Here is an 18,939-nt window from a genome sequence, read left to right on the forward strand (position 1 = left end):
ACAAGAGCACTTTGCACACTCTTGCAGAAAAAAAACACAGGCTCAATGCAAACGTTTCTCAACCTGAAAATTCAAGTACAATCAGTAACAGATTACTGAACGCTGGCTGGGTAAAACCGCTTACCATGGCAAAGAAACGAGTCATAGCTGAAAAGACGAATGAACTTAGAACAGATTAACGAATTAACCGCACAGGACATGGCTGCCGTTAACCAGACCATACTCGACCAGCTGAATTCAGATGTCTCGCTCATCAACCAGCTGGGTTATTACATCATCAGTGGCGGCGGTAAACGCATTCGCCCCATGATTGCCGTGCTGTCGGCGCGCGCCATGGGTTATCAGGGCGATCTCCACGTCACCAACGCGGCGCTGATCGAATTTATCCACACCGCCACGCTATTGCATGACGATGTCGTGGATGAATCCGATATGCGCCGTGGCAAGGCCACCGCGAACGCTGCATTTGGTAATGCAGCCAGCGTGCTGGTCGGTGATTTTATTTATACTCGCGCCTTCCAGATGATGACCAGCATGGGATCGCTACGTATCCTGGCGCTGATGTCTGAAGCGGTGAACGTTATCGCGGAAGGGGAAGTGCTTCAGCTGATGAACGTCAACGATCCTGACATCACAGAAGAGAGCTATATGCGGGTGATCTACAGCAAAACAGCTCGCTTATTCGAAGCCGCCTCTCAGGCCTCGGCGATTTTAGCGGAGGCAACGCCAGCGCAGGAAAAAGCCCTACAGGATTATGGGCGCTATCTGGGAACCGCTTTCCAGTTAATTGACGATTTACTTGACTACAGTGCCGATGGGGAAACCCTGGGTAAAAATACCGGTGACGACCTCAGCGAAGGTAAACCCACCCTGCCACTGCTTCATGCCATGAACCATGGTTCGCCTGAGCAGGCGAAGATGATCCGCGATGCCATCGAACAGGGCAACGGTCGCCATTTACTGGCGCCCGTTCTGGAAGCGATGAACCAGTGTGGCTCACTGGAATGGACGCGTCAGCGTGCGGAGCAAGAGGCCGATAAAGCCATTGCAGCCTTGCAGATTCTGCCAGAAACCCCGTGGCGCTCCGCCCTGGAAGCGCTGGCGCATATGTCAGTCCAACGCGATTTCTGATTTTTGTTCCTGACGGAGCCACCACGGCTCCGTGACCTTCTCCCACTCCTCCTCCTTCTTTCACGCGTTACACTCCTTTTGAGTCAGGCCGCTCAGTTCTGTCTGCTTACCTAAATATTACTGGAATCTTATGGAAATTTTCTGATATAAAATTCGACAACTTTCCAGATAGGATGTAGACAAGTCAGCATCACTCGCGCGTTACGCACTGACAAGGACAAGGAGAAAAGGTTATGCAGAGCAGGACAGAGGACTGGCATCCCGCCGATATCATTGCCGCACTACGTAAACGTGGCACCACGCTGGCGGCGCTTTCACGTCAGTCGGGATTAAGTTCATCAACCCTGGCCAACGCGCTCTCGCGCCCCTGGCCCAAAGGCGAATGGCTGATTGCCGATGCGATCAATGTTCATCCGTCAGAGATATGGCCAAGTCGTTATTACGATCCCGAAACCCATTGTCTCCTGGATCGCAAAAAGCGTGTGCGACCGACTCACAACGAGACCAAAAGCTAGCGTAACGCGATCGGTAGCCGAAAAAAAACCAGCCTTGTGATAAGGCTGGTTTCATTAGCATGACGCCGCGAGATTATTCGCCGCTGATGCGCTCAATATTCGCCCCCATCGCTTTGAGCTTATCTTCGATATGCTCGTAGCCACGGTCAATATGGTAAATACGATCGACCAGCGTTGTTCCTTCCGCAATACAGCCTGCCAAGACCAGACTGGCCGAGGCACGAAGATCCGTTGCCATCACCTGCGCACCTGACAAGGTTTCTACACCGTGACAGATTGCAGTATTACTCTCAATTTCTGCATGCGCGCCCATACGAATCAGCTCAGGGATATGCATAAAGCGGTTTTCGAAGATGGTTTCGGTAATCAAACCCGTTCCTTCTGCCACCAGATTCAGCAAGGTAAACTGTGCCTGCATATCGGTCGGGAATCCCGGATGCGGAGCCGTACGCACGTTAACCGCTTTAGGTCGCTTGCCGTGCATATCCAGGCTGATCCAGTCTTCACCGGTTTCGATGTCTGCCCCTGCATCGCGCAGCTTCGCCAGCACCGCATCCAGCGTATCGGGCTGTGCATTGCGGCAGATGACTTTACCGCCGGAGATGGCTGCCGCAACCAGGAAGGTGCCGGTTTCAATGCGATCGGGCAGTACACGGTAAACGCCGCCGCCCAGACGCTCGACGCCTTCGATAGTAATTTTATCGGTACCGGCACCGCTGATTTTGGCGCCCAGCGTGTTGAGGAAGTTTGCGGTATCAACGATTTCAGGTTCACGCGCCGCATTCTCAATCACGGTAGTGCCGGTTGCCAGCGTCGCTGCGCTCATGATGGTGACGGTCGCGCCCACGCTGACTTTGTCCATCACGATCAGCGCGCCCTTCAGGCGTCCGTTAACGGATGCTTTGACATAACCTTCTTCCAGCTTGATCTCTGCACCTAACTGCTCAAGGCCCGTAATATGCAGGTCAACCGGACGCGCACCGATGGCGCAGCCGCCCGGCAGTGACACTTCGCCCTGGCCAAAACGCGCCACCAGCGGACCCAGCGCCCAAATTGAGGCACGCATGGTTTTCACCAGTTCGTAAGGCGCACAAAAAACGTCTACACCGCTGGCATCAACGTGTACAGAACCGTTGCGCTCAACCTTTGCACCCAGTTGCGTCAACAGCTTCATGGTGGTGTCGATGTCACGCAGCTTTGGCACATTCGTGATCTCTACCGGCTCTTCAGCCAGCAAAGCAGCAAACAGAATGGGTAGCGCGGCGTTTTTCGCGCCGGAAATGGTGACTTCACCACTTAAGCGGGTGGGGCCTTGCACACGAAATTTATCCATTAACACGGTTCTCAATTAACTGGCTATAAAACGGTCACGCTCAGGCGAGCAGCCCCGGAGGGAATCAAAAACCGTTGAGTTTACGGTCACGCGCCCACTCTGCAGGCGTGTAAGTTTTGATGGAGACGGCATGAATACGGTTGTCCGCAATAAATTCCATCAGCGGCGCATAGACAGCCTGCTGCTTCTTCACGCGGCTTAACTCACCAAACAGCTCACCCACGGCGATAACCTGGAAATGGCTGCCATCATTGCTCATGACATGAACTTCATCTAAGGGCAGCGCTGCCATCAGCACGGCCTGAATCTCACTGTTTTCCATTGCTCTTAACTTCACTTAATAATAATAAGGCTGACATAGTAGAGGAAAGTGCCTGATTCTTAAATACGCAAAAGCCCCTGTACGGGACCGGGGCTTTGACGAGAAAGGCCAGTTCAGGCGCTTTAATCCGCAGAAACAATAATTTGTTGCAGGTTGTAAAGGGTGATCAACGACTGCAATTTGTCGCCGATTCCCACAAAGCGCAGCGAGCCTCCCTGCTGCGAGGTAATCTCCCGCAGGTGAACCAGCAGCGCAAGTCCCGATGAATCCACCCTTTGCAGGGCGGAAACATCGATCAGTTCGACCGCGTTAACCAGCGCTTCACGCTGCTCCCACAGACTCAGCAGCGTGTCACGATCCAGCTCGCCTTCCAGCCGCAGCGTGTTTGCTTCGCGTGACCAGTGCAGTGATGCCTGCATTATTTGTTTTGATCCAGGGTGATAGGCTGTTTCGCTGAGGCTTCCAGCTGAGCGGTCAGCGCATCGATCCCCTTGGTACGCAGCAGATCGCCCCACTCATTCTGTTTGGTGGTGATCATGCTCACGCCTTCCGCGATCATATCGAAAGCCTGCCAGTTGCCGGTCTGGCTGTTCTTACGCCACTGGAAGTCGAGGCGTACAGGCGGACGGCCCTGAGGATCGATAATGGTCACGCGGATAGCCACAATATTGGTGTTGCCAATCGGCTTCTCAGGTTCAATCTGATAAGTCTGACCGTGATACAGGGCCAGCGCCTGGCCATAAGCCTGAGCCAGATAGTCGCCAAACGCTTTGAAGTAAGCTTCACGCTGTGCAGGTGTGGCATCGCGGTAGAAACGGCCCAGCACTAATGCACCGGCATATTTGATTTGCACGTAAGGCAGGAGCTCCTGACGAACGATCTCACGCAGATAGTTTGGATCCTGCTTAATTTTCGGCTGTTCGTTCTTGAGACGGGTGAACGTTTTGTTAGCCGCTTCGTTCATCAGTTTATAAGGATTGCTTTGATCGGCCGCGGTGGCTGCCAGTGGCGTGACCACCAGCATGGCGATCATCAGAAAACGTTTAAACATCATGTTATCCCTCTATTTAAGGTTGAGCCGCTGCTGCCGGTGCGGCCATCTCGCCGCCCTGCGCGTCCTTACTGTCACTGGTTTGCTTATTGCCTTTATTGTCGCCGCTTTTATACAGGAACTGGCCAATCAAATCTTCCAGCACCATCGCCGACTTGGTATCGCGAATCGTCCCGCCGTCATTCAGCATTGACGATCCTAGCTCAGGATCGTCAAAGCCGATATTTAACGACAGAAACTGCTCGCCCAGTAATCCCTGAGTGCGGATCGCCAGCGAACTGGTATCCGGAATCTGATTGGCATATTTATCACTGATATCCATTGTGACGCGCGGCAGTAACGTTTTAGGTTCAAGAGAAATGTCCGTTACGCGACCAATCACCACGCCGCCAATTTTCACTGGCGAACTGGCTTTCAGGCCGCCGATGTTATCGAAGGTGGCATACAGTTTCCAGGTGGGCTCCGTACCTAAAGATTTGAGATCTGCCACGCGCAGGCAGAGAAACAACACGGCAATCATTGCCATGATCATAAACACGCCAACCCAAATTTCGCTTTTTTTGCTTTGCATCGCATCAATTCCCAAACATCAGTGCTGTCAGCACAAAATCTAAACCGAGCACCGCCAGTGATGCATGCACCACGGTGCGCGTCGTGGCGCGGCTAATCCCTTCAGAGGTCGGGATGGCATCGTAACCGTTGAACAATGCAATCCAGGTGACAGTGACGGCAAACACAGCGCTTTTAATAATGCAGTTGACCACATCGCTACGAAAATCGACGGCGTTTTGCATCGCCGACCAGAAGAAGCCAGGGTCAATCCCTTTCCAGCTCACGCCTACCAGCGCTCCGCCCGTAATCCCTACAGCAGTAAAGATTAACGCCAGCAGCGGCATGCTGATAAAACCCGCCCAAAAGCGCGGCGAAACGACACGGCGCAGGGGATCGACCGCCATCATCTCCATACTGGAGAGTTGCTCCGTGGCTTTCATCAGCCCGATTTCTGCCGTTAAGGCCGATCCTGCGCGCCCTGCAAACAGCAGCGCCGTCACAACCGGACCCAGTTCACGCAGCAGCGACAGCGCCACCAGCATGCCCAGACTGGTTTCAGCGCCATAGGTGGTTAACACCAGATAGCCCTGGAGGCCCAGCACCATGCCAATAAACAGACCGGAGACGACAATGATGACCAGAGACAGTACGCCGATGCTGTAAAGCTGTTTGATCAGCAGCGGAAAGTGTTTACGGAACGCGGGCTTACCGACCAGCGCATGAAAAAGCATTAAACCGGCACGCCCAAAGCTGGCGCAGGTTCCTATTCCCCGGCGTCCTAATGACGCCAGTGCTTTCAACAACATCAGCTTAGATTCTCCCTGAGCCGGTTAAGTCGGCCAAATAGTCGCCCGCCGGAAAACGAAACGGCACTGGCCCATCCGCAATGCCGTCAATAAACTGGCGCACACGGGGATCGTTGTTAGCACGCAGGTCTGGCGTCGTGCCGTGCGCAATAATTTTTTGTCCTGCCACAATGTAGGCGTAATCAGCAATACTCAACACTTCGGGCACGTCGTGGGAAACCACGATGCAGGTCAGGCCCAGCGCATGATTCAGTTCATCAATAAGCTTAACCAGCACGCCCATGGTAATGGGATCCTGCCCTACAAAGGGTTCATCGAACATAATGAGTTCAGGCTCAAGCGCAATCGCGCGCGCCAGCGCAACCCTGCGGGCCATCCCACCTGACAGCTCCGCAGGCTTCAGCTGCGCAGCACCGCGTAAACCCACGGCTTCCAGCTTCATCAATACGGTACTGTGTAAAATCGGCGCGGGCAGCCGGGTATGTTCACGCAGCGGCCAGGCCACATTTTCGTATACCGTTAAGTCGGTAAACAGCGCGCCTGACTGAAACAACATGCTCATCTTTTTACGCGCTTCATACAACTTTGTGCGCGACAATGTCGGAATGTTCTCATCCCGAAACCAGATCTCACCGCTGTCAGGTTGCAGTTGCCCGCCAATTAAGCGTAGCAGCGTTGTTTTCCCGATCCCCGACGGCCCCATAATCGCCGTCACTTTACCTTTTGGCACCGTCAGCGAAATATCGTCGAAAATTTTGCGATCGCCACGTGAAAAACTCACGCCACGAACCTCAACCAGGTTCGTTTTTTGTTGGATCATTATCACCTCTATTACGGATCGGGCGTCAACATAGGGTACGATGGTAGCCTGTTAAGGCTAAACGCACGATAGCTTTACAGAAACTTAATACAAAGATTTGGCGAAAACGGTCATAAAATTTACTTTTGCCGCTCAGAAGGTCAAAATCAGCGCCTGTTTTGTCACAAAGAACCTGAAGGCGAGCCGACAGGGGTTTTAAGCAAGGATTTTTCATGTTCGTCGCTACCGCACTGCTGATTATCGGACTGCTTTTACTGGCTTATGGTGCCGATCGTCTGGTGTTTAGTGCTGCAATACTTTGTCGATCCTTTGGCATCCCGCCCCTGATAATCGGCATGACCGTCGTCAGTATCGGCACCTCGCTCCCGGAGATCATTCTCTCTTTCTCGGCAGCGCAGTACGGACAGATGGATCTGGCGGTGGGCACCGCGCTTGGCTCAAACATCACCAACATTCTTTTGATTCTCGGTGGCGCGGCCTTGCTGCATCCCCTGAGCATCCATTCCAATTTAATACGCCGTGAACTGCCGCTGATGGTGCTGGTCTCACTTCTTAGCGGCATCATGTTATTTGATAACTATCTTAGTCGCCTGGATGGCCTTGCACTGATTGCTATCGCCGCGATTTATCTGATAGTGACCATCCGCATCGCGCGCAAAGCAGAGAAGGACAATAACGATACGTTAACGCGCGAACAATTAGCCGAACTGCCGCGTGAAGAGAGCGGAAATACCGTCGCCTTTCTCTGGCTGGCCGTCGCACTGATTATCCTGCCCATGTCGACGCACATGGTGATCGATAACGCGACCGTATTTGCGGATTACTTTGGCGTCAGCGAGTTGGTCATGGGGCTGACGCTCATCGCGGTCGGCACCAGTCTGCCAGAGCTGGCAACCGTCATCGCGGGCGCGCTGAAAGGTGAAGATGATATCGCTATAGGCAATCTGATTGGTGCCAATATTTATAATCTGGCTATCGTTCTGGGTCTGCCGGCCCTGATTCATCCCGGCAGCGTAGACTATCACGCATTTGCGCGCGATTACTGGATAATGCTTGGTGTCAGCGTGCTGTTCGCCATGCTTTGTCTGCTGCGTCGTCGCCGGGTTGGCCGTACGGCGGGCTCGCTTTTACTCTGTGGTTTCTTCGTCTGGGTAACGCTGCTGTGGCTACAGCCGGCGTTTATGGACGGCTAACAAGGACAGATTCGCCATGTCATATCAGCAACCAACGGTAAATTTTGATTTTCAGAAAGCCGGTAAAACGGTATTACGCATCGAGCGCGAAGGCCTGGAGCAGCTTGATCAATATATTAATGAGGCTTTCGCCGACGCCTGCGCACTGATTTATGCCTGTCAGGGAAAAGTTGTGGTCATGGGGATGGGCAAGTCGGGCCATATCGGGAAAAAAATGGCGGCCACCTTTGCCAGCACCGGCACGCCGGCGTTCTTTGTGCATCCCGCTGAAGCCAGCCATGGCGATCTTGGCATGGTAGGTAAAGACGATGTCGTCATCGCGATATCTAACAGTGGCGAATCCAGTGAGATTTTGGCGCTGATACCGGTAATGAAACGCCAAAAGATTCCGTTGATCTGTATGACAAGCCGTCCTGAAAGCGCCATGGCCCGCGCCGCAGATATCCACCTGTGCGTGAAAGTCCCACAGGAGGCCTGTCCGCTCGGCCTGGCCCCCACCACCAGCACAACCGCAACGCTGGTCATGGGCGATGCGCTGGCCGTTTCCCTGCTGGAAGCCCGCGGCTTTACGCCAGAAGACTTTGCATTGTCCCATCCGGGCGGTGCGCTGGGCCGGAAGCTGCTGCTACACGTCAGCGACATTATGCACAGCGGGGATGAACTCCCGCACGTCACTCGCGATGCTTCCCTGCGTGATGCCCTGCTGGAAATCACCCGTAAAAATCTCGGCCTGACGGTTATCGTGGACGATCTGATGAAGATCGAGGGCATCTTTACCGATGGTGACCTGCGCCGCATCTTTGATATGGGCATTGATTTTCAACACGCCACTATCGCTGAAGTCATGACCCGGGGTGGCATTCGCGTGCGGCCTAACGTGCTGGCGGTGGATGCGCTGAATTTGATGCAAACCAAAAACATTACTTCCCTGCTGGTGGCCGATGACGACCGTCTGTTGGGTGTGGTACATATGCATGACATGCTGCGCGCTGGCGTAGTGTAAACAGGAAGACATAATGCAGTCGGAAAATGCCACTTTAGAAACGTGCTACGGCCCGGTCAGTTCAGATGTCATGACGCGCGCCAGTAAAATTCGCCTGCTGATCTGCGACGTTGACGGTGTGATGTCGGATGGTCTGATTTATATGGGGAACAGCGGCGAAGAGCTGAAAACCTTTAACGTGCGCGATGGCTATGGCGTTCGCTGCCTGCTGACCTCTGACGTCGAAGTGGCTATTATTACCGGCCGCACGGCCAAATTACTGGAAGACCGCTGTAAAACGCTCGGGATTCGCCACCTTTATCAGGGGCAATCAGATAAGCTTTTGGCCTATGGTGAACTTCTGGATACACTGTCGCTCTCTGACGATCAGGTCGCCTATATTGGCGACGACCTGATTGACTGGCCAGTGATGGCGAAAGTCGGGCTAAGCGTGGCTGTCGCCGATGCCCATCCATTGCTATTGACGCGCGCGAACTACGTTACCCGTATTGCCGGTGGGCGCGGTGCGGTGCGGGAGCTGTGCGATCTCATCTTAATGGCGCAAAATAAATTCGAGGATGCCAAAGGGCAATCAGTATGAGTAAAAGCAGGCGTTGGATAACGTTGGGTCTGGCCTTGATTGCGCTGGTGCTTATTGGCTGGAATTTCACTAACCGGGATGGCGACAACAGCGCGCCGGTAGCGAATAATAATCAAACGCCAACCTACACCAGTGCTAACTCCCATACCGTAGTCTACAACCCGCAAGGTGGACTGGCTTACAAGCTGGTATCGGATAAAGTCACCTATTTCGAAGACAGCGGAATAAGCTGGTTTGATAATCCGGTGATGACCACCTATGACGAAAATAAAATGCCGACCTGGACGATACGCGCAGATAAAGCAAAGCTTACCAAAGACAGGATGCTGTATCTTTATGGCCATGTTGAGCTGAATGCTCTGGCTCAGGACTCCCAGCTTGAGCGTATTAAAACGGATAACGCTCAGGTCAATCTTGTCACTCAGGACGTCGCCTCTGACGACCAGGTGACGTTATATGGCCGCAGTTTTAACTCCACCGGTATGAAAATGCGCGGTAATTTACGGACAAAGAACGCCGAGTTAATCGAAAAGGTCAAAACTTCTTATGAAATTCAAAATGAACAAAAACAACATTAAGTTTTTACTGGCCAGCCTGCTGCTTGCAGCCAGCCTGCCTGCTCTGGCGCTGACCGGTGACTCGGACAAACCCGTGAATATTGACTCTGAGAATCAGTCTCTGGATCTGCAAGGCAATGTCGCGACCTTCACCGGTAACGTTATTGTCACCCAGGGATCGATCAAAATCACCGCGGATAAAGTGGTGGTCACGCGTCCGGGCGGCGACAGCAAAAAGACCATCGTTGATGCTTACGGTAATCCTGCCACCTTTTACCAGATGCAGGACAACGGCAAACCGGTTCAGGGCCATGCGTCCAAACTGCATTATGAGCTTGCCAATGACTTTGTTGAGCTGACCGGCAACGCCTACATTGAGCAACTGGACAGCAACATCAAAGGCGACCGCATCACCTATCTGGTAAAAGAGCAAAAAATGCAGGCTTACAGCCAGGGCCAGAGCAAGCGCGTAACGACCGTGCTGGTGCCGTCGCAGTTGCAGGATAAGCCCGCGTCAACCAACAGCGAAAAAAAGAGTAACTGATCACTATGGCCACATTAATCGCAGAAAACCTGGCAAAGGCTTATAAAGGCCGCCGCGTGGTTGAAGACGTCAGCCTGCAGGTAAAGTCCGGTGAAATCGTCGGGCTGCTGGGTCCAAACGGTGCGGGTAAAACGACCACCTTTTACATGGTGGTGGGCATTGTTCCGCGCGATGCGGGACGCATCATTATTGATGACGAAGATATCAGCATCCTGCCGCTTCATGCGCGTGCGCGCCGCGGCATTGGCTATCTGCCGCAGGAAGCCTCAATCTTTCGTCGCCTGAGCGTTTACGACAACCTGATGGCGGTCCTGCAAATTCGTGATGACTTAACCGAAGAGCAGCGACAGGATCGGGCTAACGAACTGATGGAAGAGTTTCATATTGCTCATCTGCGCGACAATATGGGGCAATCGCTGTCGGGCGGTGAGCGCCGTCGCGTAGAAATTGCGCGTGCGCTGGCAGCGAATCCGAAATTTATCCTGCTGGATGAACCCTTTGCCGGGGTCGACCCGATTTCCGTTATCGACATCAAAAAAATCATTGAACACCTGCGTGACAGTGGCCTTGGTGTTCTCATCACCGACCACAACGTGCGTGAAACGCTGGCGGTCTGTGAACGCGCCTATATCGTCAGTCAGGGAAACCTGATTGCGCACGGTACGCCGAATGAAGTCCTTGCAGATGAGCAAGTTAAACGGGTTTATTTGGGTGAAGAGTTCAGACTCTGATAAGGTGTCGTTAATACTGATGTTTACCCGGGAATATCCATCCTGTCTATGAAGCAAGGTTTGCAACTCAGGCTCAGCCAACAACTGGCGATGACCCCACAACTGCAGCAGGCGATACGTCTGCTGCAGCTCTCTACGCTCGAACTCCAGCAAGAGTTACAGCTGGCGCTGGAAAGCAATCCCCTGCTTGAGCAAACCGATCTGCACGATGAAATAGACGCGAAAGAGTATCAGGAAGGCGAAGCGGGACTGGATACCCGAGAAGCGCTGGAACAAAAGGATATGCCTGAAGAGCTGCCGCTTGACGCCACGTGGGACGAGATTTACACCGCAGGCACGCCTTCAGGAACCGGTACCGATTATCAGGATGACGAGCTGCCGATTTATCAGGGCGAAACCACACAGTCACTGCAGGACTATCTTATGTGGCAGGTCGAGTTAACGCCCTTCAGCGATAACGACCGTGCCATTGCGACCTCTATCGTCGATGCCATTGATGACACCGGTTATCTTACCGTTTCACTTGAAGAGATTCTCGACAGTATCGGTAACGACGAGCTGGAAATCGACGAAGTCGAAGCCGTGTTAAAGCGCGTTCAGCGTTTCGATCCTGTCGGCGTCGGCGCGCGTGATTTGCGCGACTGCCTGCTGGTGCAGCTGTCGCAGTATGCGCCTGAAACGCCGATGCTGGCGGAAGCAAAATTGATCGTCAGCAGCCATCTTGATTTGCTGGCGAACCACGATTTCCGCAGCCTGATGCGCGTAACGCGTCTGAAAGAAGACGTACTGAAAGAGGCGATGCTGCTGATTCAGTCGCTCGATCCGCGCCCGGGTCAGTCGATTAACACCGGTGAACCCGAATACGTGATTCCCGATGTGCTGGTACGTAAAGTGACGACGCGCTGGACGGTCGAACTGAATACCGACAGCCTGCCCAGGTTGAAGATAAACCAGCAATATGCCGCCATGGGCGGAGCCGGACGCAACGACAGCGACAGTCAGTTTATCCGCAGTAATTTGCAGGAAGCCCGCTGGCTGATTAAAAGCCTTGAAAGCCGTAACGAGACATTGTTAAAAGTCTCCCGCTGTATTGTGGAACAGCAGCAGGCCTTTTTTGACCAGGGTGAAGAGTTTATGCGTCCTATGGTGCTGGCCGATATTGCCCAGGCGGTGGACATGCATGAATCGACGATTTCCCGCGTGACCACGCAAAAATACCTTCACAGCCCGCGTGGCATTTTTGAACTGAAGTATTTTTTCTCCAGTCATGTTAATACTGAAGGTGGCGGAGAAGCGTCATCTACCGCTATTCGTGCGCTGGTGAAAAAATTAATCTCGGCGGAAAACCCCGCCAAGCCCTTGAGTGACAGTAAACTGACCTCCATGTTATCTGATCAAGGGATAATAGTGGCACGTCGAACCGTCGCTAAGTACCGCGAGTCTTTGTCCATACCGCCTTCAAATCAGCGTAAACAGCTGGTTTGACAGAAATGAGAAGGAAGACCTATGCAGCTGAACCTTACCGGGCAAAATGTTGAAATCACCGAACCCCTGCGTGAGTTCGTGACAACGAAATTTGCCAAACTGGAACATTACTTTGATCATATCAATCAGGTGTATGTTGTCCTGAAAGTTGAGAAGGTGACGCAGATTGCTGATGCAACCCTGCACGTCAACGGTGGCGAGCTGCACGCCACATCTGAAGCGGAAGATATGTATGCGGCAATTGACGGATTGATTGACAAGTTGACCCGTCAACTGACCAAATATAAAGACAAGCTAAAAAAACACTAACCTTCACGCTGGCAGGCGCGCCCGGCGCGCAAAGCTGAAAGGATGGGGCGGATTAACCGCCCCGTTTTGTCATCTGTGCCAGCGCCATTATTCCGCGACGTGATTTTTACGTACCGGGTTGATGGCTATGTGAACTCGCAAGTGAAACGACAATGAACAATGATTTAACACTGGAACTGAGCACGGTGCTTTCGCCAGACTGCACCCGCAGTAGCGTACACTGCCAAAGCAAAAAACGGGCGCTGGAGATTATCAGCGAACTGGCCGCTAAGCAGCTCAACCTGCCGCATCAAACGCTGTTTGAGGCGATCCTAACCCGTGAGCGCATGGGGAGCACCGGTATCGGTAACGGTATCGCGATCCCTCACGGCAAGCTGGAGGAAGATACTTTACGGGCCGTAGGCGTCTTTATCAGCCTGGAGCAACCCATCGCTTTTGATGCCGTGGATAACCAGCCTGTCGATCTGCTTTTTGCGCTACTGGTGCCGGCTGACCAGTGTAAAACCCATTTACATACGCTGTCGTTAGTGGCAAAACGACTGGCGGATAAAACGGTTTGCCGCCGCCTGCGTGCCGCGCAGAGCGATGAAGAACTGTATGCGATTATTACCGAAGCACAAACAGAGCAATAAAGCGCGTGATTTACCGGCGTAAGCCGGCTTTAAAACGGGAGAGAAGGTCATGGTGCTGATGATCGTCAGCGGTCGGTCAGGCTCGGGAAAGTCAGTGGCGCTTCGCGCGCTGGAAGACATGGGTTTTTACTGCGTTGATAACCTGCCAGTGGTGCTGTTGCCTCAACTGGCTGAATCACTGGTCGAGCGCAATATCTCTGCGGCCGTGAGTATTGACGTACGCAATATGCCCGAATCTCCTGAGATTTTTGAGACGGCGCTCAGCAGTTTGCCTTCAGCATTCTCACCGCAGTTGCTGTTTCTTGATGCCGATCGCAACACGTTGATCCGCCGTTACAGTGATACGCGCCGTCTGCATCCGTTATCCAGCAAGAATCTGTCGCTGGAAAGCGCGATTGACGAAGAGAGCGACCTGCTTGAGCCGCTGCGTTCCCGTGCCGATCTGATTATTGATACTTCAGAGATGTCGGTACACGAACTGGCGGAGATGTTGCGTACCCGCTTGCTGGGTAAACGTGAGCGTGAGCTGACAATGGTGTTCGAATCGTTTGGCTTCAAGCACGGCATTCCCATTGATGCAGATTACGTTTTCGACGTGCGCTTTTTGCCTAACCCGCACTGGGATCCCAAATTACGTCCCATGACCGGTCTGGACAGGCCCGTGGCCGCGTTCCTCGATCGCCATACTGAAGTCCATAACTTCATATATCAGACGCGTAGCTATCTGGAACTCTGGTTGCCGATGCTGGAAACCAACAACCGTAGCTATCTTACCGTGGCGATTGGCTGTACTGGCGGCAAACATCGCTCCGTGTATATTGCCGAACAGCTGGCTGACTATTTCCGCTCCCGGGGTAAAAATGTACAGTCTCGTCATCGCACGCTGGAAAAACGTAAATCATGACCGTTAAGCAAACCGTGGAAATCAGAAATAAGCTCGGCATGCATGCACGTCCTGCTATGAAGCTGTTTGAACTGGTGCAGAGTTTCGATGCCGAAGTGCTGTTACGTAACGAGAGCGGAACAGAGGCCGAAGCCAGCAGCGTTATCGCGTTGCTGATGCTGGATTCGGCCAAAGGCGGTCATATTGAGATCGAAGCCAGCGGTCCACAGGAAACGGAAGCCCTGGGCGCCGTCATTGAGCTGTTTGAAGCCGGATTCGACGAAGACTAACGTCAGTTCAGGTGATTGCGCTGCAGGAAGCCTTCGCCACCCAGCTGACGCATCTGGCGCAGGATCCACTGCTGGCGTTGACGGACATAGCCTGAAGGTGCATCTGCGCGAAAGCGCAGCGGATTAGGCAAGACAGCAGCCAGCAGCGCCGCTTCGGACAGGGTTAATCGGCTGGCAGGTTTATGAAAGAAGCGGCGTGAAGCCGCCTCTACTCCGAACGTGCCTTTGCCAAACTCCGCGATATTCAGATAAACCGTCAGGATCCTCCGTTTGGTCCATACGGTTTCCAGCCCGACGGTTAATCCCGCCTCCAGTCCTTTACGCACCCAACTCCGGCCATCCCATAAAAACAGATTTTTTGCCGTTTGCTGTGACAGCGTGGATGCTCCGCGCATCCGGCTGTCACTGTCGTCCAGTACGGACCGGATTGCTGCCACGTCAAACCCCCAATGGTCGGGGAAGTGTTGATCTTCAGAAGCGATGACGGCCAGTTTCATCCAGGGTGAAATTTCATCTGCTCCTACCCAGTCCGAATGAGAGACGTAGCCAAAATCGCCCCTGAACCAGGCACCTACCTGACGTTCTGCCATCACGGCTGAAAAGGGGACAGGAATGAACGAAAAGAGCAGAATGCCCGCCAGCCACAGCCCCAGCCAAATAAACACAATGCGCATCACTACAGGCTTCACGCGCCGCCACAGGTTCCCTTTATGCTTACTCATGCGCTCGTCTCAACATTTTTATGCGTTAATTAATTTCAGGCGTGACCACTGCCCGGCGTACACTTTTTTACTGACAAATGCGCTGCTACGTTGTGCAACGTTTATAACAAAACAATGAAAATGCATTCTGAATGCAACAATAGTTTGAATGAGTTCAATTACTTCCACGCGTAAGGAATCGGTTCCATCTTTTTTGTAATGCGCTCACCGTTCTAAAAAGATGATACCATTTTGTGACAATCCCATACCTCAATGTTTCACAAAACTTATATATAATTCTGCGGACTGTAAAAAGCCCTCACGGCACCTGCTGATAAAATGTTCACTCAGTGACCTTGCTAAGGGATTTATTTGTCACACAGCGTTATTTTAACTCTATGTTTTTGCCGAATTATAAAAGGCTTTCTATCGGCAAAACCTTTTGATGATGAGATAAGATCCGGTGACCCGAAACGTTTTGGGTCCGATCGACCTGTTTTCTTCATTATTCTTTATTATCATAAGTTTATATCTATTTTACTCGCAAGCTACGGCAAAAAATTTTGGTTACCGCGCGCAACACAGGTTTTGTTAACAAATTTGGCTTAAGCCCGTACAAAAAACAGTAGGTTTGATTAAAAAACAACCAATACGACGGTAAAATTGATTCATTGCTTGACTATGTTGTCGAATTAATGTTTCCTGTATTTAAACGCGGTTCAACATCACAAATTTTAATGAATCTTGTCACAAAGTAATTTGAATTTGCTAAGGTGTTGCAAGTGTTAACCAATACCCCGCTGTTGCATGAATAACATTAAGCATAGCAGCAGCGTCTTTTTCCCTGGTGTTGGCGCAGTATTAGCGCACCCCGGCTTCGGCTGGGGTCATTTTTTTGTATCAACGCTGTTTTTCAGCAACCCACTCGCGCAGTACCTGCACATCGTGTTGCCATTCACGCTTCAGTTCTTCGACCCATTCGCCCACGTTGTCCCACCATGCCGGTAGTTCAGGGCTTTGAATCTGCTTTGCCACCTGCTGAAGATGCTGTAACCCAACCGAGCCTGCTGCACCCTTGATTTTATGCCCTTCCTCAGCAATGCCTTTTTGGTCACGCGCCATCATGTTGGAATCCAGCACCTCAAGATAACCCGGCATCATCTGTTCAAACATAGTCAGGCTTTGCGTAATCAGCTTCGGCCCCACCAGATCCAGATATTGTTCGAGCATAGGAACATCCAGTATTGCATCGGTTTTACTGTTATTCACGAACCTGGCCGGCTGCGCATCGCTCTCAGACTGATAGTCCCAAAACTTTTTAATGATGGCCGTTAACGCGGGCACGGCAAGGGGCTTACTGAGCACGTCGTCCATGCCAGCGTCGAAGTACTCTTTTTTGTCTTTCAGCACGTTGGCCGTTAACGCCACCAACGGCGGCAGGTTTGCGTCTGGATGTTGCTGACGGATGGCGCGTGACACATCCATCCCGGTCATGTCCGGCAGCTGGATATCTAACAGCACCAGATCAAACTCAAGCGGATCAAACATCTCCAGTGCCGCCTTGCCAGTCATCGCCACTTCTACGCTGCATCCGAGTTTTTCCAGTACCGAGCGTGCAACAACGACATTCAGCTCAATATCTTCCACCAGCAGGACGTGCAAAGCCGGGAGCGGAAGCGGGTCGTCCACGCCTTCATCTTCCACTTCTTCTGCAATGCGTGGCGCTTTTATCACAACGGTAAAGCAGGAGCCCTGCCCCGGTGCGCTGTTTACGCTGATATCCCCGCCCATGGCCTGTGCCAGGCGGCGTGACACTGCCAGACCAATACCGGTTCCGGTCGCCGGCTTCCCGCCGTGTTGATCGGTAACCTGATAATACATCGCAAAAATTTTATCCTGCTCTTCCTGCCGAATCCCCTGCCCTGAGTCCTGAACCTCAAAGCGCAGCGTTTCATCCTGCTCGTACGCGACGCGTACGACGATCTCTCCCTGCTGGGTGAATTTCACCGCGTTACCAATCAGATTCCACAGAATCTGCCGCAGGCGCGTGCCATCAGTCGAGATCTTATGCGGCAGCGGGAGTTGTGGCGCCATGACAAACTTCAACCCTTTAGGCTGAGCCAGCAGGCCTGAGAGGTTTTCCAGATCGGCCAGGAAACTGGTGAAGTCGACCGGCTGGTTATCCAGCTGAACCTTGCGGCGTTCGATCTTATCGACTTCAATGACGTCATTGAAAATGTTGCCCAACGTAATCGCGGAAACGTGGATCGTTTTCAGGTACTTAAGCTGCTCCTGGTTCAGATCGGTATCCAGCAAGATGCGACTGAGCCCGACAATGCCGTTAAGCGGCGTACGAAGCTCGTGGCTGATCGTTGAGATAAAGGTGGTCTTCTCGCGGCTGGCACTCTCCAGCGCGTCCTGATAGCGTTTACGCTCGGTAATATCGCGTCCGAAGCCCATCAGCCCACTGCGCTTACCCACGCGGTCATAATAGGGCACTTTGCGGATCTCAAAACAGGCTTTACGGCCATCGGGATACTGCAGCCACTGCTCATAGGTCAGCGAGACGTTATGCCGGAAGACTTTTTCGTCGGTCTCCAGCACCTTGGTGGCCGTATCGTTGTCATAGATGTCGCGAGGCGTCAGACCAATAAGCTGTTTTTCGCTTTTGCCGGTTAACAGCTCCATGGCCCGGTTACAGCCCGAAAACTGTTTATCGATATTGCGGTAAAAGACCAGATCCGGTGAGGCATCCAGGAACGAACGCAGAAAGGAAGACTGTTGCTCCAGCTCAATTTGCGCCTGCTCGCGGCGCGCCACCTCTTCACGCAGCTTCGCCATCACCTGCTCACGTGCTTCCTCAGCTTTTTTACGATCGGCGATTTCATTATTAAGCTGTGAGATGGTCTCTTTCATCTGTTGATTTAGTTCGAGATCGCGCGTGCGCATCTCTTCCAGCTTATCCACCAGCCTTGCCAGACGCTGACGAGACTCTTCCAGCTGGTCAACCACCACAGAAAGGAAGTAGACCGCCCAGGGCGTGATTAAGAGGCCAAAAAAGACCGAACGCACCATATCGATACTTTCGACGTGGCCACGCAGTACCATGGTGACCGCCATCTGCACAATCATCGCCAGCACGACCAGCGCGGAGGCCAGCAGCAGCGAGAAACGTACCAGGCCAAGCTTGACCATTAAATCAACATAATATTGCGCCAGCAGGCGAATCTGTTTCATAAACACTCCCTGGATGAGAACAGCCACATGATAGCGTATTTATTTCACTGTCGTCGCAGTGCATAAGGTAAGATCGCCGCGCGGATGCACTTATATGGTGCAAAACACGGTCTCTTCGCCGACGTTCAGCTCCTTAATGCTAAAACCCTTGACTAATTGTGCTAACTCAATGAATCTGTAAGGCCGCCTTTTTGCAAGGCGGGCTATTCCTGCCTCTGCTTTTTCGCCAAATAACCTCCTGTTATCGCGACGCCATGCTTTTCA

The 18,939-nt window shown here is 52.6% G+C and carries 21 protein-coding genes and 1 pseudogene; 13 read left to right on the forward strand and 9 right to left on the reverse strand.

Translation table 11 applies throughout. The features are described from left to right. Positions 1–159 precede the first annotated feature (159 nt). Both ispB and ACPXSQ_RS16345 read left to right on the forward strand, forming a co-directional pair. On the forward strand, positions 160–1,131 hold the full coding sequence (ispB, locus tag ACPXSQ_RS16340; protein WP_013024338.1) for an octaprenyl diphosphate synthase: 972 nt from the start codon (positions 160–162) through the stop codon (positions 1,129–1,131). 233 nt (positions 1,132–1,364) lie between these two features. Further along, positions 1,365–1,646 carry a helix-turn-helix domain-containing protein gene (locus ACPXSQ_RS16345; RefSeq protein ID WP_013024337.1) on the forward strand — a complete coding sequence of 94 codons (282 nt, stop codon included), beginning with the start codon at positions 1,365–1,367 and terminating at the stop codon, positions 1,644–1,646. Positions 1,647–1,719: 73 nt separating this feature from the next. On the opposite strand, the gene murA is transcribed toward ACPXSQ_RS16345, so the two are convergent. The 7 genes from murA to mlaF form a co-directional block, all read right to left on the reverse strand. Next, complete coding sequence (gene murA / locus ACPXSQ_RS16350) at positions 1,720–2,979, reverse strand: UDP-N-acetylglucosamine 1-carboxyvinyltransferase (protein ID WP_014595155.1); 1,260 nt, start codon at positions 2,977–2,979, stop codon at positions 1,720–1,722. Between the two features lie 64 nt (positions 2,980–3,043). Further along, entirely contained in the window at positions 3,044–3,301 is a 258-nt protein-coding gene (gene ibaG, locus ACPXSQ_RS16355; protein ID WP_010251880.1) for a BolA family iron metabolism protein IbaG, read from the reverse strand. A gap of 122 nt (positions 3,302–3,423) precedes the next feature. Next, positions 3,424–3,720, reverse strand: coding sequence for a lipid asymmetry maintenance protein MlaB (mlaB, locus tag ACPXSQ_RS16360; RefSeq protein ID WP_013024334.1), 297 nt, complete (start codon positions 3,718–3,720; stop codon positions 3,424–3,426). Further along, positions 3,720–4,352: a phospholipid-binding protein MlaC gene (gene mlaC / locus ACPXSQ_RS16365; protein WP_024472197.1), complete on the reverse strand. Its 633-nt coding sequence runs from the start codon at positions 4,350–4,352 to the stop codon at positions 3,720–3,722. Before mlaC ends, mlaB begins: the two co-directional genes overlap by 1 nt. 16 nt (positions 4,353–4,368) lie before the next feature. Continuing rightward, complete coding sequence (gene mlaD, locus ACPXSQ_RS16370) at positions 4,369–4,923, reverse strand: outer membrane lipid asymmetry maintenance protein MlaD (protein WP_014595154.1); 555 nt, start codon at positions 4,921–4,923, stop codon at positions 4,369–4,371. 4 nt (positions 4,924–4,927) lie between these two features. Continuing rightward, the gene (gene mlaE / locus ACPXSQ_RS16375) at positions 4,928–5,710 is read right to left on the reverse strand and encodes a lipid asymmetry maintenance ABC transporter permease subunit MlaE (RefSeq protein ID WP_013024331.1); all 783 of its coding nucleotides are present in this window, start codon (positions 5,708–5,710) and stop codon (positions 4,928–4,930) included. Between the two features lie 4 nt (positions 5,711–5,714). Next, positions 5,715–6,530 (reverse strand): phospholipid ABC transporter ATP-binding protein MlaF, encoded by an 816-nt coding sequence (mlaF, locus tag ACPXSQ_RS16380; RefSeq protein ID WP_014595153.1) that lies wholly within the window; start codon positions 6,528–6,530, stop codon positions 5,715–5,717. Between the two features lie 212 nt (positions 6,531–6,742). On the opposite strand from mlaF, the gene ACPXSQ_RS16385 reads away from it, so the two are divergent. From ACPXSQ_RS16385 to npr, 11 genes are all read left to right on the forward strand, one after another. Then, positions 6,743–7,723 carry a calcium/sodium antiporter gene (locus ACPXSQ_RS16385; RefSeq protein ID WP_013024329.1) on the forward strand — a complete coding sequence of 327 codons (981 nt, stop codon included), beginning with the start codon at positions 6,743–6,745 and terminating at the stop codon, positions 7,721–7,723. Between the two features lie 16 nt (positions 7,724–7,739). Next, positions 7,740–8,726, forward strand: coding sequence for an arabinose-5-phosphate isomerase KdsD (kdsD, locus tag ACPXSQ_RS16390; RefSeq protein WP_013024328.1), 987 nt, complete (start codon positions 7,740–7,742; stop codon positions 8,724–8,726). 13 nt (positions 8,727–8,739) lie between these two features. Next, complete coding sequence (gene kdsC / locus ACPXSQ_RS16395; RefSeq protein WP_013024327.1) at positions 8,740–9,306, forward strand: 3-deoxy-manno-octulosonate-8-phosphatase KdsC; 567 nt, start codon at positions 8,740–8,742, stop codon at positions 9,304–9,306. Next, positions 9,303–9,884: an LPS export ABC transporter periplasmic protein LptC gene (gene lptC / locus ACPXSQ_RS16400; protein WP_019106703.1), complete on the forward strand. Its 582-nt coding sequence runs from the start codon at positions 9,303–9,305 to the stop codon at positions 9,882–9,884. The genes kdsC and lptC overlap by 4 nt, the downstream gene beginning before the upstream one ends. After that, positions 9,853–10,407, forward strand: coding sequence for a lipopolysaccharide ABC transporter substrate-binding protein LptA (gene lptA, locus ACPXSQ_RS16405; RefSeq protein WP_019106702.1), 555 nt, complete (start codon positions 9,853–9,855; stop codon positions 10,405–10,407). Before lptC ends, lptA begins: the two co-directional genes overlap by 32 nt. Before the next feature lie 5 nt (positions 10,408–10,412). Further along, the gene (gene lptB, locus ACPXSQ_RS16410) at positions 10,413–11,138 is read left to right on the forward strand and encodes an LPS export ABC transporter ATP-binding protein (protein ID WP_013024324.1); all 726 of its coding nucleotides are present in this window, start codon (positions 10,413–10,415) and stop codon (positions 11,136–11,138) included. A gap of 48 nt (positions 11,139–11,186) precedes the next feature. After that, the gene (rpoN, locus tag ACPXSQ_RS16415; RefSeq protein WP_013024323.1) at positions 11,187–12,623 is read left to right on the forward strand and encodes an RNA polymerase factor sigma-54; all 1,437 of its coding nucleotides are present in this window, start codon (positions 11,187–11,189) and stop codon (positions 12,621–12,623) included. Between the two features lie 21 nt (positions 12,624–12,644). After that, positions 12,645–12,932 carry a ribosome hibernation promoting factor gene (hpf, locus tag ACPXSQ_RS16420; RefSeq protein ID WP_013024322.1) on the forward strand — a complete coding sequence of 96 codons (288 nt, stop codon included), beginning with the start codon at positions 12,645–12,647 and terminating at the stop codon, positions 12,930–12,932. A gap of 152 nt (positions 12,933–13,084) precedes the next feature. Then, positions 13,085–13,564, forward strand: coding sequence for a PTS IIA-like nitrogen regulatory protein PtsN (gene ptsN / locus ACPXSQ_RS16425; RefSeq protein ID WP_013024321.1), 480 nt, complete (start codon positions 13,085–13,087; stop codon positions 13,562–13,564). A gap of 49 nt (positions 13,565–13,613) precedes the next feature. Further along, entirely contained in the window at positions 13,614–14,468 is an 855-nt protein-coding gene (gene rapZ / locus ACPXSQ_RS16430; protein ID WP_013024320.1) for an RNase adapter RapZ, read from the forward strand. Further along, complete coding sequence (npr, locus tag ACPXSQ_RS16435) at positions 14,465–14,737, forward strand: PTS phosphocarrier protein NPr (RefSeq protein ID WP_194762054.1); 273 nt, start codon at positions 14,465–14,467, stop codon at positions 14,735–14,737. Before rapZ ends, npr begins: the two co-directional genes overlap by 4 nt. A 2-nt stretch (positions 14,738–14,739) precedes the next feature. Here the strand turns inward: npr and mtgA are convergent, their stop codons facing one another. Next, the gene (gene mtgA, locus ACPXSQ_RS16440) at positions 14,740–15,459 is read right to left on the reverse strand and encodes a monofunctional biosynthetic peptidoglycan transglycosylase (protein ID WP_013024318.1); all 720 of its coding nucleotides are present in this window, start codon (positions 15,457–15,459) and stop codon (positions 14,740–14,742) included. 796 nt (positions 15,460–16,255) lie between these two features. After that, positions 16,256–18,675, reverse strand: a pseudogene (gene arcB, locus ACPXSQ_RS16445) (aerobic respiration two-component sensor histidine kinase ArcB). Between the last annotated feature and the right edge of the window lie 264 nt (positions 18,676–18,939).

This window comes from Pantoea sp. EEL5, assembly GCF_049892805.1.
Lineage (GTDB): Bacteria > Pseudomonadota > Gammaproteobacteria > Enterobacterales > Enterobacteriaceae > Pantoea > Pantoea ananatis.